Here is a 24,288-nt window from a genome sequence, read left to right as displayed (position 1 = left end):
CTCAAAGTCATATCTCTCAAACATTCCCTAACCACAAATCTCAAAAACATAGATTAGAACCCAATCCCCCGAGATAATGCCCCCGAAACCTCCCGACAATACTCATTAAACAGCGACGACAAACGAAACCCCTCCGACCGCGGATAAGGAACCGCAATTTCCACCTCAGCCACCACCCGACCCGGACGCGCCGCCATCACCACCACCCGATTCGACAGATACACCGCCTCATAGATGTTGTGCGTCACAAACACCACCGTCCAGCGCTTCTGACCCCACAAACTCAACAAATCACTATTGAGCTGGCTCCGCGTCATCTCATCCAACGCCCCGAACGGCTCATCCATCAGCAAAATATCAGGCTGCGTCACCAACGCCCGCGCGATCGAAACCCGCATCTTCATGCCACCCGATAACTCACGGGGATAGGCTTGCTCAAACCCTTCCAGCCCCACCAGCGCGATCGCCTCAGCCACCGCAGCCCTAGCCGCCAACCTCGACATCCCTGCCAACTGCAACGGCAACCACACATTTTCCAGCACCGTTGCCCAAGGCATCAACGCCGCTTCCTGAAACACAAAAGCTAACTTTGGTCCAGCCTTAGCAGTCGCTGAGCGCTGCCAGAACTTTCTCGCTCCCTTTGCCTCAGTCCGAACCGCACCCCAAGCAATTTCCCCAGAACTCGCCGCCCCCAGCCCTGCCATAATCCGCAGCGCCGTACTTTTACCACATCCCGATGGCCCCACCAAGCTAATGAACTCAGACTCCGCAATCTTTAAGCTCATGTTCTGCAAGGCGATCGTGCCATTCGAGTAAACCTTGCTAACTTGGTGCAGAGCGATCGCACAGGCACTCTGAGCATAACTAGACTCAGACGAGTCGTGTTGGTAGCAGGATTCAGGGCAGTCCTGCGCTGGGGGCGTTTCCATTCCCGGCATATTCCTTACAATATGACCACAGTCTTAAAGATATATTGGCAAATGTAACCCATTGGAGAACGAGATACAGACCCGTTAAGCTTTGTAAGCTTGGACACCCTTATTGATGAACTTTAAGGTGTAAGCCTCTTTGTAGTTAGTGTCAGGTTGAAACACGCCAGCCGTCACCATGCCGTCAAAAAATACCTTCCAGCGATCGTCTGTCATCGCGCCAATTCCCAACTGCTCGGCATCACCAGACACCACAATGCCATACTGCTTCATCTTCTCCAGGCTGTAAGCCAGCTGATCATCCGTCATTTCAGGATTGGCTTTCTTAATCAGCTCGTTGCCGAGTGCAGGATCTTGAAAATAGCTATACCAGCCTTTGATCGAAGCATCCACAAATCGCTGCACCAAGTCAGGCTGTTGTTCTACCAAGTCTTTGCGTGTCTCAATCGTTGTGGAGTAAGGGTCATAGCCGTAATCTGCCAACAAAATTACCACTGGCTCAAAGCCGCCTTGCTGCTTAACTTTGAACGGTTCAGAACTGAGATATCCTTGTTGCGCTAAAGTCTTATCTGCCAAAAAAGGCCCGACATTAAAGTTGTAAGGACGCTTTTGGTCATCAGTGAAGCCATACTTAGATTTCAAAAACGGCCAAAAAGTTGTATTCGCTGCGGCAGAAACCAGAATTGGAGATCCTTTGATTTTCTCTAAAGAGTCACGCCCTGTACCTGGATGAGCCAGCAGAACTTGGGGATCTTTCTGGAAGATAGACGCCACTGTTACTTTAGGGATGCCCTCCGCGATCGCTTTGATCGCATCCGATCCATATCCCATAAAAAAGTCCACTGCCCCTCCCATCAGCAGCTGAGTCCCATTAACCTGTGGTCCCCCCATCTGAATCGTGACATCCAAACCATGCGCTTGGTAAATACCTGCCGCTACTGCTTGATAAAAGCCCCCATGCTCAGCTTGGGCAAACCAATTAGTTCCATAGTTGACTTTATCGAGTTGGTCACTCCCGGTCGCTGCCGAACCCCTAGAAGAGGATGGCTGAGCGTTATTGGCACAAGCAGTCACAATACTGGTTCCTAGCGCCAGTGCGCCATAGTGCATAAATTTGCGGCGCTTCAGTTGCCTCATCATCACCCTACCTCTTACTGGAAACTACAAATCAAGCTTGACCCCTGAGGAGATCAATATTTTCTCGCTTAAGGACTGGCTCCGTTGGTTAGAAGCTACTGTAACTTTGCCAAGCTTGCCAAAAAATGTAGAGCGATAGCACGCCTAGAAACCCTCGAAAAAGCAGGCTAACGATCGCATCTGACAGTTTTGGCAGAAAGCGAGTACTGATTTGCGCTCCCAGCAGCCCGCCCATCCCTAAGAGCAAGCCTTCTGTGGGCAACACATTGCCCGCTAAGGTGTGTCCTATGCAAGCCGAAATTGCGGTAATCACAATCACGCCTAAGCTCGTTTGGATGGCTGTTTTGATGTTCTCTCCTAACAGCAAAATTTGCAAAGGCACCATAATCACGCCACCTCCCACCCCAAACAATCCCGCCAAAATCCCCGCAGATCCGCCTGTCCCCAAGCGAGCCATCATAGGGTTGATATCAGCATGGGTGGCATGAGTCCCCTCGGCAACAAGGCGTTTGCGTAGGTCAACTAAATAAATGTTGAGAAGGAGCAACAGGCCAAAGGCTGCTAGCAAGACATAGGGAGGAATGCGGCTTGCCAAGTACACGCCAATCTGAGCCGTCGCCAAAGCGGGAAAGCCTAGGTAGAGCACTTGCTTGGCATTGAAATACCCCATCCGCCAATTCTGGAGAGTACCAGAAATGGACGTAATCAAAATGGCTAAGCTACTCGTCGCCACTGCTTGCACGGGGCTATATCCTAAAGCCACCAGCAACGGCACCAAAACGGTACCACCCCCAATTCCCAGAAGTCCGGCTAGAATCCCGGAGAATAGACCACCCGCTGCAAGAACTAACCCATTCGCTGGCATGCGATCGCCCTAATAATACATCTTGTCATTTTTGTTAACTTACTTAAACTTACTTTTAATTTATTCTCATATACTCAAACCTTTATTTATTCACTTCTGAAATCGCGATATGACTAGGATGTAGGACACACAATTACAGCGCCTATATTTTTAAGTTCAACTTTTATTAAAGCGTTCAATAATTCATGCCATCCCAGAAACTTTTTAGTAAATTGAAAATCTTTTTTCACAAAGTTCGGCGATCGCGCTTCCTCGCTTTATGGATCGCTGGGTTAGTTCTGACCTTGTGCGTGGTAGTGCCTGCTTTCTCTCAGCAGCCCGTTACCCTGAACTTTTTGATTGGGGCACCAGAGCGACCTACCTGGGAACCGATCCTTCGAGACTTTGAGGCCACCCATCCAGGGATTCGGCTCAACTTTGTGGAAGGCCCCAACGCCACCAACGCCGTTGAGGATTTGTACACTTCTTCTTTTCTGTTAGGCAGCTCTCCCTACGACTTGGTGTACATGGACATTGTCTGGGTGCCCAAGTTTGCGGCGGCTGGTTGGCTAACGGATCTGTCCGATAAAGTTGCTGATGCTGACTTAACAGACTTCCTCGAAGGAGATGTCGCGGGAGGACGCTACCAAGGGGGGCTGTACCGGATGCCTGTGCGATCGGATGCAGGCATGCTCTACTACCGCAAAGATTTACTAGATGCAGCAGGTTTGAAGCCACCTGAAACCTTCACGGAATTGATGCAAATCTCCCAAACGCTGCAAAAAAGCAAAGCGGTGCCTTGGGGCTATGTATGGCAGGGCCGTCAGTATGAAGGAGCGGCTGCCATGTTTGTGGAAGTTCTCGTAGGCTCTGGTGGCTTCTGGATTGACCCTCAGACCAAGGCAGTTGGGTTGGATCGCCCAGAGTCGGTTCAGGCGGTGCAATTTTTGCTCGACACAATTCAAACAGGCATCTCTCCCTCCGGAGTCGTCACTTACCAAGAGGAAGAGGCTCGGCGCTTGTTTCAAAGTGGGGCAGCAGCCTTTGTCCGTAACTGGCCTTACGCATGGTCTCTAGGCAATGCTGAAGATTCACCCGTTCGCGGCAAGATTGCCATTAAGCCAATGGTTCACGCTCCAGGGCAGGAAAGCGCTGCTTGCCAAGGAGGTTGGGGCTGGGGAATTGCCAAAACGACCAGACACCCCAAAGAAGCCTGGGAAGCGGTGCAATATCTCACTAGCTTAGAAACCCAACGCAAATTGACGCTGAGTACAGGCTATTTACCCTCTCGGCGATCGCTCTATAATGACCCCGAAATTGTCCGCACCTACGACTTTTTCCCCACCATGCTCAACGTGCTAGAGAATGCGGCTCTGCGGCCTCCGATCGCTCAGTATGCTCAGGCATCCGATATTTTGCAGCGCTACTTAAGCTCAGCTCTGACCGGGCAAATGACCCCACAACGAGCTATGACCGCCGCTGCTAACGAAACCCGCCGATTGCTAGGAACCGCTTGAGCCGCAGGAGCAAAAAGTCTAATGACCATAGATGCGATTCGTCAAAGAGAGCAGAGAACAGGCTGGATTCTAGTCACACCCGCGCTCCTGTTGCTGCTGCTCGTGTTTGCTTACCCGATCGGTCGGGCCTTCTGGGAAAGCTTTTTTACCAAAAACCTAGGTAGTGAACTTCAGCCCGTGTTTTCTGGTGTGGAAAACTATACCCGGATGGCGTTGGATGGCCGCTTCTGGCAAAGCCTCCGCAACACCACCATCTTTACCGTTGCCTCGGTTGTCCTAGAACTCTTGATTGGAATGGGGATTGCCTTGGTCTTAAACCAGGCTTTCAGGGGGCGAGGGATTGTGCGCACGATCGCGATTCTGCCTTGGGCTTTACCCACCGCCTTGATTGCCCTCGCTTGGACTTGGATCTTTAACGACCAGTACGGCGTGGTGAATGACATTTTGCAACGGTTGGGGTTGATTGAAACTGGGATCAACTGGTTAGGTGACCCCACCCTCGCCATGATTGCCGTGATCATCGCGGATGTTTGGAAAACGACTCCTTTCATCAGCATTCTTTTGTTGGCAGGGTTGCAGTCTATTTCCAGTGATCTTTATGAAGCCCATGCCCTGGATGGGGCCAGCGCTTGGCAAAGCTTTCGACAAATTACGCTGCCGCTGTTGATGCCCCAAATTCTGATTGCAGGGCTGTTTCGCTTTGCTCAAGCCTTTGGCATCTTCGACCTGATTGCCGTGATGACCGGAGGTGGCCCTGGAGGCGCGACAGAAACCGTTTCGCTCTATGTCTACTCCACCGTCATGCGCTACTTAGACTTTGGCTATGGAGCAGCCCTAGTCGTTGTCACCTTCTTACTGTTGGTATTAGCTGTAGCGATCGCCAACTTCCTACTCAGCAAACTTAGAGCCAGAGCGGCAGGAGTGGAAACCCGATGACAACCCTTGACCGCCCCGTTGATTCCGGATCAGAGGAAGTAGCCGTTGCCAAGCAACCCCCCAAACCAGGTCTTTCCTGGCGACGCTTGGGGCTACCGATCGCCGCTTTGCTGATTGCGGTGTTCTGCTTGGCTCCGATCCTGTGGCAGCTTCTGACTTCCATCAAAGTCAATACTGATATTTCAGCCGTACCCACGGTTTATTTCCCGACCCGCTTCACCCTGAATCACTACACAGAGCTGTTTACTCGCCGTCCCTTCCTGCAATACGTCGGCAATAGCTTCCTCGTCTCTATCCTCTCAACGCTTTTAGCTTTAGGATTGGGAGCCCCCGCTGCCTACACCTTAGCCCGTATGCGAATTCCCGGTGAAAAAGCCGTGCTCGCCGGAGTTCTGATTGTGACGCTATTCCCCTACATCCTGTTGTTTTTGGGGTTGCTAGAAGTCGTGCGATCGCTGGGCTTGGGCAACAACTACCTAGCCCTGATCATTCCTTACACGGCCATTAACCTGCCTCTAACCATTCTGGTGATGCGGAGCTTTTTCCAGCAGCTCCCCCGTGACTTAGAAGATGCTGCCAAAGTAGATGGCTTCAACACCTGGCAAATGCTGACGCAGATTGTTCTGCCTATGACCTTGCCTGCTCTCGTCACGACTGGCATTCTCACCTTTATCTCCGCCTGGAATGAGTTTATCTTTGCCCTCACCTTCATCACCCGTGAGGACATGAAAACCATCCCCGTCGCCGCCGCCCAACTCGGTGGTGCCTCCATCTTTGAAATCCCCTACGGCCCGATCGCCGCTGCCACCGTCCTCGGCACCCTACCCCTCGTCATCCTCGTGCTGCTATTTCAACGCAAGATCGTCCAAGGACTGACAGCAGGAGCTGTTAAAGGATAGCCGATTTTGGATTTTAGATTTTGGATTTTGGATTGATGGATGAGCAAACGTTTAAGCAGCGAACTAAAGATCTAGCCCTGCGGGTGATCCGTTTGATCAATGCTTTGCCTCATGACAAGGTTGCGGAAGTTATTGGCAAACAACTACTTCGTTCTGCAACATCCGTCGGCGCTAACTATCGAGCCGCTTGCCGAGGCAAGTCAACCGCCGATGTCATTGCTAAACTTTGCATTGTTGAAGAAGAAGCTGATGAAACCCTTTACTGGCTTGAACTCCTCATTGAAGCAGAGGTAGTCCCAGCGCCAAAACTAGAAAAATTAATGGTAGAAACCAATGAGGTTGTAGCGATGACAGTTGCTTCAATCAAAACTCTGCGAGCTAAATCTCGTCATTCAATCGTGCCAAACTCCAGTCCTAAAACCTAAGCCTTCAATCCAAAATCTAAAACCTGAAATTCAAAATCACTAAGCCTTTCAATCCAAAATCCAAAATCTAAAATTGCTATGGCTACTCTCGAATTACAAAACCTAAATAAAACCTACACCCCCAAAATTGTTCCAGTTAAGGATGTCAGCTTGAGTGTGGAGGAAGGCGAATTTCTCACCCTTTTGGGGCCGTCGGGTTGTGGTAAATCCACGATCCTGCGGTTGATTGCGGGTCTGGAAGCTCCGACACGAGGCAATATTTCTATCGGGGGTCGAGATGTCAGTCGCATGAGTCCGGGCGATCGCAACATTGCGATGGTGTTTCAAAGCTACGCCCTCTATCCGCACCTAACGGTCTACGACAACATTGCTTCTGGCTTGAAACTCCGGGGCAAGCTCTCCGGTGAGGAAATTCGCCAGCGCATTAGTGAGGTATCTCATGTATTGGGCCTAGAGGAGCTGATGAGCCGAAAGCCAGGACAGCTCTCTGGCGGTCAGCGACAACGGGTGGCTGTAGCACGAGCTTTAGTCCGCCGACCGGATGTATTTTTACTTGATGAGCCACTGAGTAACTTGGATGCTTTACTCCGGGAGCATGTGCGAGCTGAGCTGAAGCAACTGTTTGAAACCCAAAATACTCCGGTTGTCTATGTGACTCACGACCAAACGGAAGCCATGACGCTTTCGACCAAGGTGGCCGTACTTTCTAACGGTTCTGTCCAACAGCTTGCGTCCCCTCAGCGCATCTACACCCATCCCGCCAACCAGTTTGTGGCGGGGTTTGTCGGTAGTCCGCAGATGAACTTGCTGACTCTGCCTTGTCAAGGCAATTATGCCTTGTTGGGAGACACCAAAATTCCTTTACCCACAGGCATTGCGGCCCCCAAGCAAATCTCGATGGGCATTCGACCCGAACATGTTACCTTAGCTCAAACCGAAGCTCCTCAAGCTGCAATGGTGCAGGGCAAGATTTTCCTGGTAGAGAATCTGGGAATGCAGAACTTGCTAAGTGTCCGCGTGCAGCACCAGCAATCTCACGAAATTAGGCTCCGGGCTTTATTACCAGCGGATCATAAGTGGGATGGTGAGGTGGTGAGTCTCGCCTTGCCCTGGGAATCGATCCACTGGTTTGATGTGGAAACGGGCGATCGCCTCAACCCCTAAATTCTCAAACTTAACTTAGGTCTAAACAGGCTCCAAAATCCAGTAATAGCCTTCATAAATTACCTTAAAACCAGCCTCTCGGAAAATCTGTTGGTTGATTTCCTGATTTTCTAGTGAAGCAGGTAATAGGGGTACGCTGGTATATAGCAATCCTTGAGGCGAAATTGCTTTTCTGAAGTTACGGAAGAAGTGAGTGATTTCCTTGGGTGAACTGTAGGTATAGAGGAAGTCGGGACGACTAAACAAGTGCAAGCAAGCGATGACATCAAATTTTTCTTCGACAGATGGCAACCAATCGCCAATCTCCGAGAATTCCATGACTTTGTGCTTGTAGGAAAGGGGGTGCGAGTATTCCTGTTTGTTGTGCGGTCTGGGTTCAATTCCAGTGACTTGTGCCCCTAGAATTTGCAGAATTTCGGCTGCGATCGGTGGGTGATCGTTGTAGAAGTGCACTAGTAAGTCTTCACCATCTGGAGAAGGTGCATAAGAGGAAAGAGCACCACAGCCAATATCTAAAACTTTGAATCCATACAAGGGACTAGTGTTCATGTGGTCAAAATTGCCACATAGTGTCCCAGCTAAAAATAGAATATGAGGATTCAAAATATGGTCTTTTAGATCAATTTTGAATCCTCTGAAACTAGAGTTGCTCCTCATCATCTGAATGATGATTTGCTTGCCGAAACTGTTCAGGTTATGGATCTTTGGATATTCATCAATCTGAACATCGAAGTGATCTTTGATACCAAACTTTGTGTGGAGTAAATCCCGTGACAAAGCCTCAATCTTAGCGGCTTCGGTAACTATTAACTTGACGGGGGGTAATATCCTGCGGTTAAGGATTTTTGAACTTCCACTTGCTTGTCTTTTAGAAGCATCAAAAGACATAAGATTCAGCCTAGATGTTGATGAATAAATCCATACGGATCATATCTGACCAAATCCAATTCTTACTTGTATTAAGTTATTTGGCAAAGCCCACAGTAATCTTCATTTGTCAGTGATTTAATTCACTGCTTTAAGCAAGCCTCGATGTAGCAGTTCATAAACTTGCTTGAGTAAATTCTCTTCTTGAGTGGTGAGAGCCGATTGATAGGAAGCAGCCATTAGCAGGCGTTGGTCGAGGCGGCTAATGCGGCGGGAAGCAAGGATTTTAGCGATAATTTGTTCGAGGGTGGCTTGGGGAGTAGCAAGTTCAACGGTCATCTGCGTGGGGGGAACATCGACATATTTAATATCGGTGATCTCCCGCTTGCTAGAGGTGATGTGCAATCCGGGGGCATGTGACAATTTGAGGCACTGTCGGTGATTTAGATTACGAAGCTGAGCGATCGCCTGCCAGACCCCCTTCTCTGCAAGCGTTTATCCCTCATTCAGTTTCTCCACTTTTGACGGCACAAGGGCTAGATTCAGGCTCTAAACTGCTCAAATTGGCAATGGCGGCATCAAACATAATGGTGTAGGTGGCTGTGGGTAAAATGCGCTGCAAGATTTGCAGATGAGCCTCTGCTTCACTCCGCCGCCGAAATCGCGCTACGGTGATCGATCGCGCCTGAGGCAAACACCGGACGATACACCAAGGATGCAACTGGTCTCTGTAAGCCATAGAAACTCCTTACGATCGCCTGTTTCGCGATCGCGCTTGGGGATAATATGAGCAGGACATTGGCTCAACGCAGCCTGAACTGCCGCCAATCAGCAAAATTTTTGGCGATCGCTGGTGAGAAATGCCTACAAGTAGCGGTATTGATGAGACACTTGGAAAGAAGCAAGGAACGGTCAGCCAAACCTTATAGAAGGGGCTGTTCGATTCACCTGCTTGTTTACTATGTAGTCAAACTATAAGCCGCTTATATTTCCTGTGTCAAGTTGCTTATATAAGCTGCTTATGATTTTGTGAAGATGACGGAAGAACGAGCAACTGAGCAAGAATCTCCTTTGAAGCAGCGTCGAGAAGAACTGCGCCTGACGCAGAGAGATGTTGCAGTTGCGATCGATGTCTCGGTACAGACGGTGAGTAACTGGGAAACGGGACGCTACAAAGAAGCTAAACTCACCCTGCCGCAAGTGAAAGCCCTTTGTCGATTATTAAATTGGACAGTTGAAGATTTACCTAATGATCTCGGCCCATCGCTGATTCAGAATTAAGATTCAGAAGTAAGAGGTTATTGTTGAGAAGCGATCGCCTCTCGCAAAATCTCTAAATTCTCACGGATGGTAACGGTATTCGGATGATTTTCTCCTAAGCATTGCTCTGCGATCGCTAAAGCTTTCCTATACAGTGTTTCTGACTCTTCATAGCGCCCTTGAACATCATAGAGTCCTGCTAGATTATTCAGACTTTGCGCCACATCAGGATGCTCCTCTCCTAATATGTGTTTGCTCAACTCTAATGCTTGGACATACAATGGCTCTGCTTCTTCGTAGCGTCTCTGATATTTATAGAGCAGCCCCAAATTGTTGAGGCCAGTTGCCACATCAGGATGCTCCTCTCCTAATAGGCGTTTGCTTAACTCTAATGCTTGCACGAGCAACAGTTCTGCTTCTCCGTAGCGCTCTTGGGAATTGTAGAGTAGCCCTAAATTGTTGAGGCTGGTTGCTACAGTAGGATGTTCCTCTCCTAATAGGCGCTTACTCAACTCCAATGCTTGCACAAGCAACGGCTCTGCTTCTTCGTAGCGTCTCTGATATTTATAGAGCAGCCCCAAATTGTTGAGGCTAGTTGCTACATCAGGATGCTCCTCTCCTAGCAGGCGCTTACTCAACTCCAATGCTTGCACAAGCAACGGCTCTGCTTCTTCGTAACGCCCTTGGGAATTGTAAAGCAGCCCCAAGTTATTGAGACTTTGTGCTACATCGGGATGCTCCTCTCCTAATAGGCGTTTGCTCAACTCTAACGCTTGCAAAAACAGTGGTTCTGCCTGCCCATAGTGCCCTTGCAAATAGTAAAGTAATGCCAAATTGTTGAGGCTAGTTGCTACAGCAGGGTGTTCCTCTCCTAACAGGCGTTTTCTCAACTCCAATGCTTGCACATACAGAGGTTCTGCTTCCTCGTAACGCCCTTGGGAATTGTAGAGGGATGCCAGATTGTTGAGGCTGGTTGCCATATCGGGATGCTCCTCTTCTAAGAGCTGCTGGTTCAGCTCCAATGCTTGCAACAACAGCAGTTCCGCTTCCTCGTAGCGCCCTTGCGAATAGTAAAGTAATGCCAAATTGTTGAGGCTTCCTACTACAGCAGGGTGTTCCTCTCCTAATAGGCGTTTTCTCAACTCTAATGCTTGCACATACAGAGGTTCTGCTTCCCCGTAACGCCCTTGCGACCTGTATAGATATCCCAACCAAGTTAGGCTAGTGCCGAAGTCTGCCTCTAAACCCAGCCTCTGTTGTAATTCAGCAGCTTTACCAAAATATTTAATCGCAGACAATTGCTCTGCCTGGTAATCCGGAACCTCACCCTGTTCTAACCTGCGGGTATAAATTAAACCCATACTAAAATAAAGGTTAGCTAAAAGCGGATCTTTCGTACCTTGCTCTGTTTGCTGAATCAGCGCTTGTAAATCTTCTAAGGGCAACAAAGCTTCCTCATCCAAGTCAGCAATGCCTAACTCGGTCAGGGTCGAGCGTAGCGGAGCCATCTCTGTCTTAGGCACCATTGCTGTTTTGCGAGATGCAAACCGAAACACTCCTTTCCGCCAGCTCCAAAAATCAGGTGCTTTTTTGCTCAACTTCTTAAGAAGTTGGTTAGTCACCCACAGCACAATCGGATAGGGAAACTCCCGCAACCCTTCTCTAGTCCATTGCAAATAACCAAAGAAGATTTCCTGCTGCGATCGATCCTGCCCCAATTTCAAGAAAAAAAGCTGCTCAGCTCCCAAGACTGTAAAGACTGCATTGCCTCGGTTTTGAAGATATTCATCGGATTCAACCGTTTGGGCGATCGCTCGTTTCAGGCTGGGTTCTTCGCGATCGAGTTGGACGCGGTAGCAGCGCATCTCGGCTTCTAGCTCTGCTTCATATCGCCCCACAATCTCATCTCGCAAATCGCTGTCATCGCAAACCGCAATCAAGAGACTCAGGACACCTTCACTCGCTTCGATCACGACCACTAAATCGTCGTAAGCATCCTGATTTTGTATTTGTGGATCTGGTAATCCTCTAGGTTCCATTGACTAAGCCCTGATCTCTCAGCAAATCCACCACAATTGGATGCACGTCATACCAGTTTTGCCGATTGCGATACTCCAACACATACAGCCCATGTAATAAGTCTAGAAATTCTGCCTGTTTTGGGTCATCGGGCATGAAGCTTTCATAGGTTTTTCGCAAAATCTCGTAATCAACTTTTCCTAGAGGAACCGCAAAATCATTACGAATCCCATTCACAGCCTGATCTAAAATCTCATCATCAATCACAACGGGCTGATCAGGCTGGCGTCGAATTAAGCGTAAACAAATGCGGCAGCACTCATTAGCAATCCGAATTAACTCTCGCAATACACCGCCACTACTTAGTACAATTTTCTCTGCGGTATGGTGCTCCAAAAGCTGATCTGAAATCCGTTTTTTCAAGATCTCGCAAAGCACTTCATAGGCTTCGGGGCGTGGTTGAGCGTCAGGTTGGCGACTTTTTCCTTTCTCAAACAGCTTCACCACCGACATCACGACAACTTGGTCATTAGTTTCCGTCTCTAGTAGAGGTCTAAGAAACTTATCACGCAAAACTGGAATTGGAATCGTATAAATAATTCGGAATCCAGGTAAACAAAGTGCCTTGATATTATCGCGATAAATATCATTAACTCTAGACAACTCTAACTTATCCAAATCATCAATAATAACTAGAACATCTTTTTTGGCTACAGCCTGAATTGAGGCAGCAATAATATTAATCTGAGCAACTAAATCTGAAATTCTACGTTCAAACTCTTGTTTGATTTCGTGCCGTACAGTGGCATCAACTTTTAACTTGCTGCTAATAATTTTTAATAGTTCCAGTCCACCCGAAACCTCAGCTCCCACAGTTTGAGTCTCGGTTTTTGTGCGTGTGGCAAACCACTTATAAAACTCATTTCTAGTAGATTTAGGAATCGGAATCTGTTGCTTCTCAGCCTCAGTCATCAGATTGACGGCGATCGCAAACAAAATGTTGGTGTGATTCACATCCGACATCTCAATCGTGTCTGCGATCGAGAACAGCACCACGAAATACCGATCATCAAAGCGTCGGGTAAATTCAGCGAGTAGAGTAGATTTACCGCAACCCCGATGCCCAGTGAAAATGATCTTGCCATCTGCATTCGGGCTGTCTTCGACGAGTTGCTCTAGTTCCGCAATCACGTCGTTGCCATAATCCACCCTAAACCTCTCAAGGTCTTTCTGATCATTGAGCGGTGACAACTCTAAATTTCTGTAAGCTTCTTGAAATGCTTTAAGTAGCTCGTCAGCCATAGTCTTCCGTTGTTAGATGCCATTATTATCCCAGCACTTCATCCACAGCCAAACTAACATCTGCGATCGCCTGCACCGTTAACACTTGCCCTCGCTGCAACTGCTGCATTTGAGCGTAACCACTCAAACTCGGTTCTCGGTAAACCGCGATCGCATTCTGGTTCAAATCCACCAGCCACACTTCCCGCACCCCGCTCTTGGCATACAGCGGCATCTTAATCTCCCGATCAAACTCAACCGTCGTATCCGCCACTTCTACCAGCAACAAAATATCTTGCGGTTGGGGATGACCTGCTTCGTAAAAATCTGGACGTGGTTGTAGTAACGCCACATCCGGTTGAGGTTCCGAGCGATCGCTTAACTCCACTGGATTCTGGACTGCAACAATCACGCGATTCCTTCGGATAGCTTCGCTAACGCCTAGCCGCTCAGAAAACAGACGGACTAAACGATTCACACAAGCGGCATGACGACGACCGATCGGTGACATCTCGATAATTTCTCCCTCAAGCAACTCCACTCGGTCATCCTCAGTCAGAATGCCTGCCTCAACCATTTGGTGATACTGCGCCACCGTAAATTGTCGCCGGAGTAACTGAACCGCCATCGCTGCTTCACCTCACGCAATTGGGGTTGTTCTCCCATTATGCTCAACGCGTTTAGCAGAACACGCGATCGCCCAACAAAAAACCCCAGCGGGGAGCTGAGGTCTTGCGAAAATTTTAACTGATGAGTTGGAGGATTAGCGAAGGGTTAGCGATCGCCAATCGTCGGAGCTTGCAGCGATTGCGCTTTGATCCCCAACGGTAAGAAAGAAGGGAGCGTTGAAGCTGTCGTTGATTGCGGCCTTTGAGCCACCGTAAACACAGAATCACGCAGGCGAGCCGTGAGCTGAGCGGTCTTGGAGTCGTAAACCTGCGTCAACAGCTTGGGGTAGAACCCAATCCCAATGATGGGGATGAGCAAGCAAGCCACGATGAAGACTTCACGGGGTTCAGCGTCAATCAACGCTTCGTGAGAAGTAAGCTCTTTATTTTCTGGCCCAAAGAAGATCTCTCGGAGCATTGAGAGCAAGTAAATCGGAGTCAGAATTACGCCGATCGCCGCCAGGAAGACAATGATCACCTTAAAGGTAGAGCTGTAAGCATCACTGGTAGAGAAGCCGACAAACACCATCAACTCAGCCACAAACCCACTCATCCCTGGTAGCGCCAAGGAAGCCAGCGAGCAAGCAGTAAACATCGAGAAGATCTTAGGCATTTGTTGGCCTACCCCACCCATCTCATCCAAAATCAGCGTATGGGTGCGATCGTAGGTGGCTCCTACGAGAAAGAACAAGCTGGCTCCAATTAGACCGTGGGAAACCATTTGAAGTACGGCTCCACTCATGCCCAGCTCTGTGAAGGAACCGATCCCGATCAGCACAAAGCCCATGTGGGAAATCGAAGAGTAGGCAATTTTCCGCTTTAGGTTACGTTGAGCAAACGAGGTCAGGGCCGCGTAAATAATGTTCACTACCCCTAACACCACCAAAATCGGGGCGAAATAGGCGTGAGCATCGGGCAGCATTTCGGCATTCATCCGAATCAAGGCATAACCGCCCATCTTCAGCAGAATCCCCGCCAGCAACATGTGGACTGGAGCTGTCGCCTCTCCGTGGGCATCCGGTAGCCAAGTATGCAGTGGGAAGATCGGCAGCTTCACCGCATAAGCAATTAAGAATGCTCCATATAGCCACAATTGCAAGTTGACCGGCAAGTTCTTATCCATCAGCGATCGCATGTCAAACGTGACCGTATCGCCGTAGAAGGCCATCGCCAAGGCTGCCACCAAAATGAACAGCGATCCCCCAGCGGTGTAAAGGATAAACTTGGTCGCGGCATAGAGGCGCTTTTTCCCACCCCAAATTGCTAGCAGCAAGTAAACCGGGATCAGCTCCAGCTCCCACACCAGGAAGAACAGCAGCATATCCTGCACGGCAAACACCGCGATCTGACCGCCGTACATGGCTAGCAGCAGGAAGTAAAACAGTTTTGGCTTTAGGGTGACAGGCCAAGCCGCTAAAGTTGCCAGTGTGGTAATAAAGCCTGTCAGCAAAATCAGTGGCATGGAGAGGCCATCAGCCCCCACAGACCATTTCAGGTCAAGCTGTGGCACCCAAGAATAACTCTCCACCAGTTGTAAGCCTGGGTTGGAGAAGTCGTATTGCGTATAAAAAGCGTAAACGAGCAGAGCAAAATCGAGCAGGCCCACAATTAGGGCATACCAGCGGACAGTGCGACCATCCTTATCTGGAATGATGGGCAAGAGCAAAGCTGCCGCGATCGGAAACAAAATGCTCGTACTGAGCCAAGGAAAATGTGTCAAATCCATAACAGCTTAAAATCACAATCAAAACTCAGTTTTAAACCGCAAAGGGCGGGATGGTCCCGCCCCTGTCGCTTTAGGTAATGCCAGAGAGAATTACCAAGCCCAGCACTGCCCCGAATACAATCAAGGCGTAGAACTGCGCTCGACCATTCTCTAAATATTTCAGACCTTCGCCTGTAATTAGGGTAACGAATCCAGCTAGGTTCACAACTCCATCTACAATCCGCACGTCTACTTCTAACACTTGACGAGCCAGACGACGACTTCCTTGGATAAAGACCGCGTCGTAGATTTCGTCAAAGTACCACTTGTTTTTGGAGAGTTGGTAGAGGGAAGGAATTTTGGCCGCGATCGCGCCTGGGTCGATTTGATGTCGCAGATACATCAGCGAGGCCAACGTGATCCCAATCAGGGAGACACCGACGGAACCGCCCGCCAATACGAGAAACTCATTTAAGTTGAAAGCTTCCGCCGCCTCCATCACCTCATGCGCCGCTTCTGTGGGTGGGTGAATGAACGCTTCAAAGTAATTGTTGAAGGGAGTTCCGACCAAGCCAATCAGCATGGAGGGCACCGCCAAAACCAACAGCGGTAGCGTCATCGAGAACGGTGACTCATGGGGAGAAGCACTATGCTCATGATCGTGCCCGCTATCCACTTCATGATCCTCAGCTTCTCCTAAGGTCAGCTCTTGAGGGTTCATCGCGCCAGGGCCAAACGCTAAACCGCGAGCTTGTAGCGTTTCAATGCGGATCTGCTGGCGAATGTCAGAATCTGTACCGCGAAATGGGCCTTCAAAGGTAGAGAAGTACATGCGGAACATGTAGAAGGCAGTGATCCCAGCAGTTAGCCAGCCGACAGCCCACAAAGCAGGGTTAGCCGCAAAGGCAGCTCCCAAAATCTCATCTTTAGACCAGAAACCCGCAAAAGGTGGAATTCCAGAGATGGCCAAGGTGCCGATCAGGAAAGTTAAACCCGTGATTGGCATATACTTTCGCAGACCGCCCATCATCCGCATATCCTGGGCATAAGCTGGATCGTGGCCTACCACACCTTCCATGCCATGAATCACCGAGCCAGAACCCAAGAACAACATCGCCTTAAAGTAGGCGTGTGTCATCAGGTGAAAGAGACCTGCGGTGTAAGCACCTGCCCCCATTGCCATCACCATGTAACCCAACTGGGACATGGTGGAGTAGGCTAAGCCTTTTTTAATATCGTTTTGGGTGATCGCGATCGTTGCGCCTAGAAAGGCTGTAAAGGCTCCCGTCCAGGCAATCACATCCATGACCAAGGGAATACCTTCGAACACTGGAAACATCCGTGCAATCAGGAAAACCCCAGCCGCCACCATCGTTGCCGCGTGAATCAGGGCGGAAATGGGAGTCGGGCCTTCCATAGCATCGGGTAGCCAGACATGCAGCGGGAATTGAGCCGATTTGGCAACTGGGCCTAAGAACACTAAAACCGCAAATAAGGCAGCGAGACCTGCACTCAAAGATCCAGAAGCGGTGAGTTCTTGCAGGCGATCGCCAATCACATCGAACTCAAAGCTATTGGTAGCCCAAAATAGCCCTAAAATCCCCAACAGCAAACCAAAGTCACCAACTCGGTTCGTGACAAAGGCTTTTTGGCAAGCATCAGCGGCAGCCTTACGGTCAAACCAGAAACCAATGAGCAGGTAGGAGCACATCCCCACCAGTTCCCAGAAGATGTAGACCTGCACTAAGTTCGGGCTAATGACCAGACCCAACATAGAGGAGCTGAACAAACTCAGGTAGGCGTAGAAGCGCACATATCCTGGGTCATGGGCCATGTAGCCGTCGGTGTAAATCATGACTAAAAAGGCAACCGTTGTCACAATGACCAGCATTAGTGACGTTAAGTGGTCGATGGTGTAACCCATCGCCAGCTGGAAATTACCAGCTGCGGCCCAATCAATCATTTGGGTATAAGTTTCATGTCCTTGTAGCTGACTCCACAGCAACGCAAAGGAGAGCACCATTGCTGCTCCAATCAGCGACACGATGAAAATTGCACTCACTCGTCGTAGGTGAGCTGTAGTTTGGCTAAAGGAGATTAGCCCTAGGCCCACTATCATCGCGCCTAGCAGTGGTAGCACTGGAATCAGCCAGGCATACTGATATATCGGTTCCATCACTCGCGCCTACTTTAGTTTTTCTACCTACTCTATGTTGGCAAAGCCCTTAACATTCTGGCATACACTTGCGACGGAGACTGTCAAGTAGAAATCAACGTCTTTAGCTTGAAGCAGGGCTTCGCGAGGAATCAACAGTAGAGGGTTCCGCTTCCATCTACGGTCTCAAAGGCGAAACAGTCAAGATGTATGTCAGTATTCCCAGTTTTTATCTCACCATAAATTTCTCCAATTCAAGCATGTCGAATGGAGTTTGGTGCCAAAATTTAGTTTGAAAAAATAATTAAGCCGAGTCGTTGGGTTGCTATATATAGCAGTCCTTTTTGATTCTTGAATGGGGTGCAGGAGTAAAACCCTTGCGTGGGGGCAAAGCCTCCACCCCCTGTTCCCAATCCATTTAGGGTTGCTATATCTACTTTGTTAAGAGTTTGCCAAGGGTAGGCAGTGCAAACGAAAGCTGTCTCAAAAATTTGTTCTTATGAAGAAGTTGGCAGTTTTCTAGCAGAAAGCGTCCGACTGGTCGCAATTTTCTCTAAAGCAATTCGCAGATCATCCCGTCCATGAAAACTATCGATCCGATGGAGGACTTTGCCGCCTTCAATCCACAGCAAGGTGGGTAGGGTGGTGAGTCGGTAAGTGCTAGCGAGTTTTAGACTTTCGTCTGCATTTACACCCACCAGCTTGACTTGCTCACCCCACTCAGTTTGGAAGCGGCTGAGCAAGGGATTAATCATGCGGCAGAGACCACACCAGGGAGCCCCAAAATTTACTAAAACGGGAGTTGGAGATTCTAAAACCTCTTGTTTAAAAGTCCGCTCATTCACAGACAATTGCATGATCCCTCAGGGTTTGTTATTTGATCTTATTTGGGATCATGCTACCAGCCTACGCTCCCTGTCGCACGCATTAAAAGTGGATGTGCCCACCAAAAAATTAAAACAAATCCAGCCACTCCTATGTAAGCAGGACGAGCAAACTCCTGCCAGTTAAGGGTTTGGTCGCCTCGCCAGACAGCCAAAAACGGAATAATAGAAGTGCGCGATTTTAGGGTTTCAAAAGATTCGCCATATCGAGCTTGTAAGCGGCGATCGCCATGCCATACGGCAAAAAGATGATGTGCCATCAGCCCAACCGAGGTCAGCAGTGTAAAGGTAGTGCCTAGCCAAAGCGTGTGAGCGATACACCAAATCAACTGGCCGACCATCTGGGGGTGACGGGTAATTCGAATGATCCCGCTTTCAAACAGATGGACTTGAGGTTTCTGAATAGCCGCAACTTCTAACAAGTTAAATGTGGCTGGATAGAGAAACAAAAAGGAAATTGCGGAGAGAATCCAGACCGTTTCCTTAACTCCAGGGATGCCCTGTGCTTGCCAAAGCTGGAAACCGTCGTAGCGATGATTGAAGAAGTAAATAATCAGCACTGAGGCTAAGGGCAAACTCACGAGCGCAAATAAAATTCGATAGAGGCGAGGGCCAATCAATTTCTCACCACGGGATCGCAGTGCTGCTAGACCGCTGTGAGCGATCGCAAATCCCAAGAGCAGCCCCAGCATAATCCAGTGGCTAGGAGTCAACCAATCGTAAGACATTCTAGAGTTAGAGAAGAGTTAGAGAGCAAATCTAAACGTACCAGGTTATAGACTATCGTTTTTTGCCAACGACCTCACCCTCAAGCCCTGTACTCTAAAACATCATATCTAGGTCAAATTCTCGCAAGTCAAGGGTGTGAATATGTCCTTGGTGAGTTGCTTGCTGCCAGGTAGCCAGGAGAACTCCAAAGTTATTAAAAGAAGCGATCGCCGTCGCTACAGTGGGTGAGTGAAGGGAATTAGCAATGGGAGCGGCAATCTGACCGACTTGTTGCCCTACCTCATCTAACAAAACGAGTTGCCCTTGCTGATCGGCCAAAATATAACCCCAGGGCGTAGCAGTAAAGAAGGCTGGCTCTATACTCACCCTGATGCGGCGCACTCGCAGCGGCTTTAGATCAATTAGCACCATTGAGTGAGTGCAACCTGCCTCTTTCCCCAAGATGCGGTAGGGAATCGCACTGAGAACCACTGAATCAACCGCGAGAGGCAGCAACCAAGAGCCTAAGCTTTGGCCTCGCCGGGTAAAGCCTGCAATCAAGGTGCCAGTGCTCAACCCATCTGGAAAACTATCACTCAACAGCTTAGTACTACTAGAAAGCACTCCAGCCGCCATGCTATCCGTAGAATTATTGCCCCAAGTGGAAATAGCTGCGATATGTCTGGAGTCCAAAGCTAGGATGAGGCAAGGACCAGCGGTTGGATACTCAATGGTTGCTTGAGGCGCAAATTCTGGTTCTTGTTGGCTCAGCCGACGATGCCAGACTGTAATGTTTGCGGTTGTTTCAGGCTGACGAGTCACGGTTGCCAGCCAATGGCTTTGCGGTTCTACAGTCGCCACAAAATCAGACTCAAGCTGTACTAAACATTGAGTCAGTAGCCGTCCATCACTGCTAGCTGCAGGAATTGATTTTTCTAATGGCAGTAGATAAATCGAACGAGAGGCGATCGCAAAACAACCTTGAGGACGTGCCACCAAAGCTTGAATGGCTTCTGTTATAGCTACTGCACCTACCAGTTGCTTCTGAACGGAGAGAGGTGAAGTAGTCGTAGAAATCAGCTGATCTGTAATAATCTCCCCATTACAGGCGCTAGAAGTGCTGCGATAGAGCCACTGACCCGCTTCTGAAGCAATCACGGATATATCAGACATCGGGGCAATTAAAGGCTCTTGCTCTAAGCTATGAAAGGCGCAGGGAGGCACTAAGGCTTCTGGAACTGGCCGCAGGGGCAATCGTACCGACTCTAGCAACCGGGAACTCAATCCTGCCACCGCAGTTTGGGTCGCACTTAACATTTCCGCAGCCGATTGAAAGCGACGGGCTGGCAGTTTTTGTAGTGCACTCAGCAGGAGTTGACTAATTTCGGCTGGGACGATCTCTGGAATGGTGACAGGTGAATTGAGGTGAGCCGACATTAACTCCGCCGGCGAACCCGAAAAGGGCCGATAACCGAGGAGCAACTCAAAGAACAAGATGCCCACAGCGTAGAGGTCAGAAGAAGGGAAGTACTGACCATAAAAGCGTTCGGGGGCCATATAGGCAGGTGAACCTGTATTACCCGCCTCCGGGCCTAGCTCTTGACTTAAGCGAGCAATGCCAAAATCTGAGATCCGCGCCGTCCAACCACTAGATTGAGTATTCAGTAAAACGTTTTCTGGCTTGATGTCACAATGCACAATGCTGCGCTGATGGGCATGAGCTAAGCCTGCCAGGATATCTAGCACCAACTTCAAGCCTTGAGCCAATGTGATACACGCTGAACCCTCCATCAGGTTGCGTAGCGTGCCCCCCTCATAGTAGTCCATGACCAAATAGCGACTTCTGCGCCCATGCTCTAGGGCGTGACAGGTCACGATATTGGCATGCTGCAAGCTCAGCAAAAAGCGCAATTCCCGGAGGAATTTATGAGTGGGAAAGCGCTGATGATCTAATTCTTTGAGTGCAACTAGACGGCCAGTTTTACGATGACTCGCACAAAAAACACGACCAAATTGCCCCTGACCCACAAGTCCGAGTAACCGATACTTAGAGCGTTTCAGTGGTTGGGAGGCCAGCGGATCAGGACGAACTAACCGATTTGACACAAGTTAAGCCAAGGTTAGGCGCAAAGTTTTTGCATGATTGTTTCGTGGTCTACCTGATTCTCTACCATAACTTCTACAGGTTCCAGTCGTTTGGCTAAACCCAGGAGAAAGCGATTGCGATCGGCACCCATTGATTCGCAGGTTGTTTGCACACAGTAAAGCTCTTTATTGGTGAGTTGGCTAAAGAAGGAGCTGAGAATTCCAGCTTCTAAAAAGCAGACTGGGCGATTGAGTTTTGGCGCGTGCTGGGCAAAGGGCGAATTCACGATCTCTACTACCAAAAATCCTCGGTTTTGGTGAGATTGATCCAAGTCAATTTTGCCCCAACCGTGAGTTAGCCAACATTGTTGTAGAGATTGCAAAAACTCGACCATTGCCATGTCTGCTAGTGCAGTGCCGTAATAGTCGTTTAGCTCTTCACAAAAGCGAGCATAAAAGTTTTTACCCCACCAGCGGCCACAGTTCATCAGAACTAAGCGAGTGGCTTGACCTGTTTCTTTGTCTAGACCCGCATAAATGCCTTGAATCAGAGTTTCAGGCAAGGCCAATAAGCGATCGCCCCGCCGATTTTCTAGCAGACCCAATTCCAGGTCACCCTGAACATAGGCATCAGTCGCAAAATAATTGCCAGGAATACGATTATCAATCAGTAGATCAGCAACAGAAATCATAAAAACTGCTCTAAGGATAATTCAGTGACTAATGGTTAGAAGCTTGTGAAAGTTGGAGAAAATCGCGATCGCTTCGGCCTATCTCGTAACTTTAAGCTTTAACTTGGTTCAGTAGCGTACTTTGAGCCAACACGAGGGGTGGTTTCAGCAAGCTCAACTGCTGGGGACTGAGGACTTGGCTTAAACGCTGATTGAGGAGCCGATACAGCGCCATGTCAACCGTCTGCGTATTATAGGTTTGGACAGTGCGAGTCAGCCAGCTCAACAGGCGATGCTGCACAAAAGAATTATCATTGAGCAGCATCGACATGGCGCAGTAACGCAGCATTAACAAGGCATGCTTGATGCTCCGCTCTAGAGTCTCTGTACTTTCTTGCGGCATAGCTGCCTGCAACTGATTCGCCACCTGTTGCATTAAGTCCAATTCCTGATCTCGCAATTGCCGATAGGTTTCTAGTCGTTGTGGCAAAGAGTCCACATACTGGCTTAAGACACCGAGTTCTTCAGGTTTTAAGTAACGACTCTCAGCCTCATCGAAAAGCGATTCAATTTGTTGGTGCATAGTTACAGGCCAGGTTTAGAGAGAAGTTGCGAAAGGGCGCTAACAAAAAGGCGAAATAGGAGTGACAAGCTAAGCTAACAGCAGCAAGCTAGAAAAGGCTAGAGAAGTCATCTAGGGTCAAATCGTTTGCCACCGATACAGGTTGCGACGTGGAAGCTGGAACCGCTACAGGAGCTGCTGCCGCCACACCTTCCCAATTGATGGCCCCAAAGAATTGGCTCACACTGAGAGTCAGGCTCAAAGGCGTGTTGCTTCCCTGTAGAGCCTGAAGTTTCAGTTCCTGCACTTCAGGTGAGTGATCTTCCCAATTAAAACCTGTGAAAAAAGTTTGAACTGATGACTGCAACCATCTCTGAGCTTGCGCTTCAGGTTTAGTACCATTGGGTGGAGCAGCAGTTATGGCAGTCATCCCAATCTATCTCCCAAACGTAGACGCTTCTCAATATCTCGTGCGGTCGCGCCTTCATTGAGCCAGAAGGCAGCGGCATCAATTCGATCTTGCCCGCCCAACAGGAACTTGCAGTAGGTTTCGCCCATTGAGTAACACTGAATTTCGATGCAGCTCAGTTGCTTTTTCACCATTTCTGTAAAGAAGCCTGCAAATAAGCCTGCGTACAAGTAGCAAACTGGCTTACCCACGTCTCCTAAGGAACGAGCCACGGCTGAGTCAAACAGGTTGATGAACATGAATCCCTGTTTGCGATCGCCCAAGTCTACTTCCCAGCGACCCCAGCCTTGAGAGGTGAACGGCCACCACCAAGTTTCTAGAAGAAACAGCAGGTTAGTCTGGCGCATATTGCGTTCAAACTCTTTCTCAAACCATTTTTCAAAGAAGAAAGAATCTTTCTGGCCCCACTCACAACCAATGGTGTACATGATGGCGGCAGAAGCATCACCGACTTCTTCTTCAAGACCTTCCACCAGGCCAATGATAAAGTCTTCACTGGTCAAGAGGTTTTGGCTCCCGTTCCAATCGACAATCGTGCCGCGATCGGGATCGAACTGAAAGAAATCTTTGAAGCCGTAGTGGTTATGCTTCTTAGCAATTTTGCTTTTAAGGGCTTGGGAGCTGTTAGCTGCGATCACCATAGGATGCTCTTGACAAACTGCAAGTGGACTGAAACAAAAACAAACGTAAAAGTTTTAATTGGCGCTCTCAATCAGCTGACTGACCCGCAAAAATGGCTAGAGCAATGCGGCAAGCTGATATTCAACAAAACTGCGTTCCTAATTTTAAGGGGTTGGGAAACTAGAGGTTGTCGGGTCTTTACAATGCTTAGTCTGTTAGCGTTACGACCAGCTCATTTTCAATCTAAAACGGTCTGAAGCGGCCCTAAAAAAACCTAGCGTCCCTTACTGATTCAATATTCCCTAAACGTTATAAATCTAACAACTGTTAGTAGAGCATTAATGTTCACTGCCAAACTAGTGGTCAGTCAATAAAAGCTTGACAGGCTTCTGGGGTAAGATAGAGCTAGTTGATCGAGTTACCCAGGCAATGCCCAAGAAATACGTTGTGTGTCTCACTGAAATAGAACGGCAGTATCTGGA

At 49.0% G+C, this 24,288-nt stretch carries 24 protein-coding genes; 6 read left to right on the top strand and 18 right to left on the bottom strand.

Going from position 1 to position 24,288, the window contains the following annotated elements; genetic code table 11:
• Window positions 1-53: 53 nt before the first annotated feature.
• From KME12_19585 to KME12_19575, 3 genes are all read right to left on the bottom strand, one after another.
• On the bottom strand, window positions 54-929 hold the full coding sequence (locus tag KME12_19585) for an ABC transporter ATP-binding protein (GenBank protein ID MBW4489989.1): 876 nt from the start codon (window positions 927-929) through the stop codon (window positions 54-56).
• Window positions 930-1,013: 84 nt separating this feature from the next.
• Window positions 1,014-2,066: an ABC transporter substrate-binding protein gene (locus KME12_19580; GenBank protein ID MBW4489988.1), complete on the bottom strand. Its 1,053-nt coding sequence runs from the start codon at window positions 2,064-2,066 to the stop codon at window positions 1,014-1,016.
• An 88-nt stretch (window positions 2,067-2,154) separates the two neighbouring features.
• The gene (locus KME12_19575; protein MBW4489987.1) at window positions 2,155-2,931 is read right to left on the bottom strand and encodes a sulfite exporter TauE/SafE family protein; all 777 of its coding nucleotides are present in this window, start codon (window positions 2,929-2,931) and stop codon (window positions 2,155-2,157) included.
• A 185-nt stretch (window positions 2,932-3,116) separates the two neighbouring features.
• Here KME12_19575 and KME12_19570 point away from each other — a divergent pair, with 185 nt between their 5' ends.
• The 5 genes from KME12_19570 (at window position 3,117) to KME12_19550 (ending at window position 7,851) form a co-directional block, all read left to right on the top strand.
• Entirely contained in the window at window positions 3,117-4,427 is a 1,311-nt protein-coding gene (locus KME12_19570) for an ABC transporter substrate-binding protein (GenBank protein ID MBW4489986.1), read from the top strand.
• A gap of 21 nt (window positions 4,428-4,448) precedes the next feature.
• Window positions 4,449-5,363, top strand: coding sequence for a sugar ABC transporter permease (locus KME12_19565; GenBank protein ID MBW4489985.1), 915 nt, complete (start codon window positions 4,449-4,451; stop codon window positions 5,361-5,363).
• The gene (locus tag KME12_19560; GenBank protein MBW4489984.1) at window positions 5,360-6,262 is read left to right on the top strand and encodes a carbohydrate ABC transporter permease; all 903 of its coding nucleotides are present in this window, start codon (window positions 5,360-5,362) and stop codon (window positions 6,260-6,262) included. Before KME12_19565 ends, KME12_19560 begins: the two co-directional genes overlap by 4 nt.
• A gap of 35 nt (window positions 6,263-6,297) precedes the next feature.
• Window positions 6,298-6,687, top strand: a complete 390-nt coding sequence (locus KME12_19555) for a four helix bundle protein (protein ID MBW4489983.1) — start codon at window positions 6,298-6,300, stop codon at window positions 6,685-6,687.
• Window positions 6,688-6,765: 78 nt separating this feature from the next.
• Window positions 6,766-7,851 carry an ABC transporter ATP-binding protein gene (locus KME12_19550; protein ID MBW4489982.1) on the top strand — a complete coding sequence of 362 codons (1,086 nt, stop codon included), beginning with the start codon at window positions 6,766-6,768 and terminating at the stop codon, window positions 7,849-7,851.
• A gap of 21 nt (window positions 7,852-7,872) precedes the next feature.
• Here the strand turns inward: KME12_19550 and KME12_19545 are convergent, their stop codons facing one another.
• The 3 genes from KME12_19545 to KME12_19535 form a co-directional block, all read right to left on the bottom strand.
• The gene (locus tag KME12_19545; GenBank protein MBW4489981.1) at window positions 7,873-8,400 is read right to left on the bottom strand and encodes a class I SAM-dependent methyltransferase; all 528 of its coding nucleotides are present in this window, start codon (window positions 8,398-8,400) and stop codon (window positions 7,873-7,875) included.
• A 456-nt stretch (window positions 8,401-8,856) separates the two neighbouring features.
• On the bottom strand, window positions 8,857-9,141 hold the full coding sequence (locus tag KME12_19540; GenBank protein MBW4489980.1) for a hypothetical protein: 285 nt from the start codon (window positions 9,139-9,141) through the stop codon (window positions 8,857-8,859).
• Between the two features lie 79 nt (window positions 9,142-9,220).
• Window positions 9,221-9,457, bottom strand: coding sequence for a hypothetical protein (locus tag KME12_19535; protein ID MBW4489979.1), 237 nt, complete (start codon window positions 9,455-9,457; stop codon window positions 9,221-9,223).
• Window positions 9,458-9,753: 296 nt separating this feature from the next.
• On the opposite strand from KME12_19535, the gene KME12_19530 reads away from it, so the two are divergent.
• On the top strand, window positions 9,754-9,999 hold the full coding sequence (locus KME12_19530) for a helix-turn-helix transcriptional regulator (GenBank protein ID MBW4489978.1): 246 nt from the start codon (window positions 9,754-9,756) through the stop codon (window positions 9,997-9,999).
• A gap of 17 nt (window positions 10,000-10,016) precedes the next feature.
• Here KME12_19530 and KME12_19525 read toward each other — a convergent pair whose 3' ends face one another.
• From KME12_19525 to KME12_19470, 12 genes are all read right to left on the bottom strand, one after another.
• Complete coding sequence (locus tag KME12_19525) at window positions 10,017-12,017, bottom strand: tetratricopeptide repeat protein (protein ID MBW4489977.1); 2,001 nt, start codon at window positions 12,015-12,017, stop codon at window positions 10,017-10,019.
• Window positions 12,007-13,299 carry an ATP-binding protein gene (locus tag KME12_19520; GenBank protein MBW4489976.1) on the bottom strand — a complete coding sequence of 431 codons (1,293 nt, stop codon included), beginning with the start codon at window positions 13,297-13,299 and terminating at the stop codon, window positions 12,007-12,009. The genes KME12_19525 and KME12_19520 overlap by 11 nt, the downstream gene beginning before the upstream one ends.
• 25 nt (window positions 13,300-13,324) lie before the next feature.
• Window positions 13,325-13,906: a Uma2 family endonuclease gene (locus KME12_19515; GenBank protein ID MBW4489975.1), complete on the bottom strand. Its 582-nt coding sequence runs from the start codon at window positions 13,904-13,906 to the stop codon at window positions 13,325-13,327.
• 146 nt (window positions 13,907-14,052) lie between these two features.
• A complete protein-coding gene (ndhD1, locus tag KME12_19510; protein ID MBW4489974.1) occupies window positions 14,053-15,666 on the bottom strand; it encodes a photosynthetic/respiratory NAD(P)H-quinone oxidoreductase subunit D1 in 1,614 nt (537 codons plus the stop codon).
• Between the two features lie 76 nt (window positions 15,667-15,742).
• Complete coding sequence (locus KME12_19505; GenBank protein ID MBW4489973.1) at window positions 15,743-17,827, bottom strand: NAD(P)H-quinone oxidoreductase subunit 5; 2,085 nt, start codon at window positions 17,825-17,827, stop codon at window positions 15,743-15,745.
• 476 nt (window positions 17,828-18,303) lie between these two features.
• Entirely contained in the window at window positions 18,304-18,663 is a 360-nt protein-coding gene (locus KME12_19500; protein ID MBW4489972.1) for a thioredoxin, read from the bottom strand.
• A 41-nt stretch (window positions 18,664-18,704) separates the two neighbouring features.
• Window positions 18,705-19,418 carry a hypothetical protein gene (locus tag KME12_19495; GenBank protein ID MBW4489971.1) on the bottom strand — a complete coding sequence of 238 codons (714 nt, stop codon included), beginning with the start codon at window positions 19,416-19,418 and terminating at the stop codon, window positions 18,705-18,707.
• Window positions 19,419-19,512: 94 nt separating this feature from the next.
• Window positions 19,513-21,459: a serine/threonine protein kinase gene (locus KME12_19490; GenBank protein MBW4489970.1), complete on the bottom strand. Its 1,947-nt coding sequence runs from the start codon at window positions 21,457-21,459 to the stop codon at window positions 19,513-19,515.
• A 59-nt stretch (window positions 21,460-21,518) separates the two neighbouring features.
• On the bottom strand, window positions 21,519-22,175 hold the full coding sequence (locus KME12_19485; protein MBW4489969.1) for a 4-vinyl reductase: 657 nt from the start codon (window positions 22,173-22,175) through the stop codon (window positions 21,519-21,521).
• A 91-nt stretch (window positions 22,176-22,266) separates the two neighbouring features.
• Window positions 22,267-22,737: a hypothetical protein gene (locus KME12_19480; protein ID MBW4489968.1), complete on the bottom strand. Its 471-nt coding sequence runs from the start codon at window positions 22,735-22,737 to the stop codon at window positions 22,267-22,269.
• Window positions 22,738-22,825: 88 nt separating this feature from the next.
• Window positions 22,826-23,146 carry a hypothetical protein gene (locus KME12_19475; GenBank protein ID MBW4489967.1) on the bottom strand — a complete coding sequence of 107 codons (321 nt, stop codon included), beginning with the start codon at window positions 23,144-23,146 and terminating at the stop codon, window positions 22,826-22,828.
• A complete protein-coding gene (locus KME12_19470; GenBank protein ID MBW4489966.1) occupies window positions 23,143-23,826 on the bottom strand; it encodes a 4-vinyl reductase in 684 nt (227 codons plus the stop codon). The genes KME12_19475 and KME12_19470 overlap by 4 nt, the downstream gene beginning before the upstream one ends.
• Between the last annotated feature and the right edge of the window lie 462 nt (window positions 23,827-24,288).

Source organism: Trichocoleus desertorum ATA4-8-CV12, assembly GCA_019358975.1.
In the GTDB taxonomy this organism is placed as follows: Bacteria; Cyanobacteriota; Cyanobacteriia; order FACHB-46; family FACHB-46; genus Trichocoleus; species Trichocoleus desertorum_A.
This window is presented reverse-complemented; position numbering and strand designations above follow the sequence as displayed.

Excerpts from the sequence above, each read along its gene's own strand:
- KME12_19585 (MBW4489989.1), bottom strand. The coding sequence starts at position 929 with ATGGAAACGCCCCCAGCGCAGGACTGCCCTGAATCCTGCTACCAACAC.
- KME12_19555 (MBW4489983.1), top strand. The coding sequence starts at position 6,298 with ATGGATGAGCAAACGTTTAAGCAGCGAACTAAAGATCTAGCCCTGCGG.
- KME12_19495 (MBW4489971.1), bottom strand. The coding sequence starts at position 19,418 with ATGTCTTACGATTGGTTGACTCCTAGCCACTGGATTATGCTGGGGCTG.
- KME12_19565 (MBW4489985.1), top strand. The coding sequence starts at position 4,449 with ATGACCATAGATGCGATTCGTCAAAGAGAGCAGAGAACAGGCTGGATT.
- KME12_19550 (MBW4489982.1), top strand. The coding sequence starts at position 6,766 with ATGGCTACTCTCGAATTACAAAACCTAAATAAAACCTACACCCCCAAA.
- KME12_19535 (MBW4489979.1), bottom strand. The coding sequence starts at position 9,457 with ATGGCTTACAGAGACCAGTTGCATCCTTGGTGTATCGTCCGGTGTTTG.
- KME12_19580 (MBW4489988.1), bottom strand. The coding sequence starts at position 2,066 with ATGAGGCAACTGAAGCGCCGCAAATTTATGCACTATGGCGCACTGGCG.
- KME12_19520 (MBW4489976.1), bottom strand. The coding sequence starts at position 13,299 with ATGGCTGACGAGCTACTTAAAGCATTTCAAGAAGCTTACAGAAATTTA.
- KME12_19500 (MBW4489972.1), bottom strand. The coding sequence starts at position 18,663 with ATGCAATTGTCTGTGAATGAGCGGACTTTTAAACAAGAGGTTTTAGAA.
- KME12_19475 (MBW4489967.1), bottom strand. The coding sequence starts at position 23,146 with ATGACTGCCATAACTGCTGCTCCACCCAATGGTACTAAACCTGAAGCG.
- KME12_19470 (MBW4489966.1), bottom strand. The coding sequence starts at position 23,826 with ATGGTGATCGCAGCTAACAGCTCCCAAGCCCTTAAAAGCAAAATTGCT.
- KME12_19515 (MBW4489975.1), bottom strand. The coding sequence starts at position 13,906 with ATGGCGGTTCAGTTACTCCGGCGACAATTTACGGTGGCGCAGTATCAC.
- KME12_19560 (MBW4489984.1), top strand. The coding sequence starts at position 5,360 with ATGACAACCCTTGACCGCCCCGTTGATTCCGGATCAGAGGAAGTAGCC.
- KME12_19525 (MBW4489977.1), bottom strand. The coding sequence starts at position 12,017 with ATGGAACCTAGAGGATTACCAGATCCACAAATACAAAATCAGGATGCT.
- KME12_19530 (MBW4489978.1), top strand. The coding sequence starts at position 9,754 with ATGACGGAAGAACGAGCAACTGAGCAAGAATCTCCTTTGAAGCAGCGT.
- KME12_19480 (MBW4489968.1), bottom strand. The coding sequence starts at position 22,737 with ATGCACCAACAAATTGAATCGCTTTTCGATGAGGCTGAGAGTCGTTAC.
- KME12_19505 (MBW4489973.1), bottom strand. The coding sequence starts at position 17,827 with ATGGAACCGATATATCAGTATGCCTGGCTGATTCCAGTGCTACCACTG.
- KME12_19570 (MBW4489986.1), top strand. The coding sequence starts at position 3,117 with ATGCCATCCCAGAAACTTTTTAGTAAATTGAAAATCTTTTTTCACAAA.
- KME12_19545 (MBW4489981.1), bottom strand. The coding sequence starts at position 8,400 with ATGAACACTAGTCCCTTGTATGGATTCAAAGTTTTAGATATTGGCTGT.
- KME12_19485 (MBW4489969.1), bottom strand. The coding sequence starts at position 22,175 with ATGATTTCTGTTGCTGATCTACTGATTGATAATCGTATTCCTGGCAAT.
- KME12_19575 (MBW4489987.1), bottom strand. The coding sequence starts at position 2,931 with ATGCCAGCGAATGGGTTAGTTCTTGCAGCGGGTGGTCTATTCTCCGGG.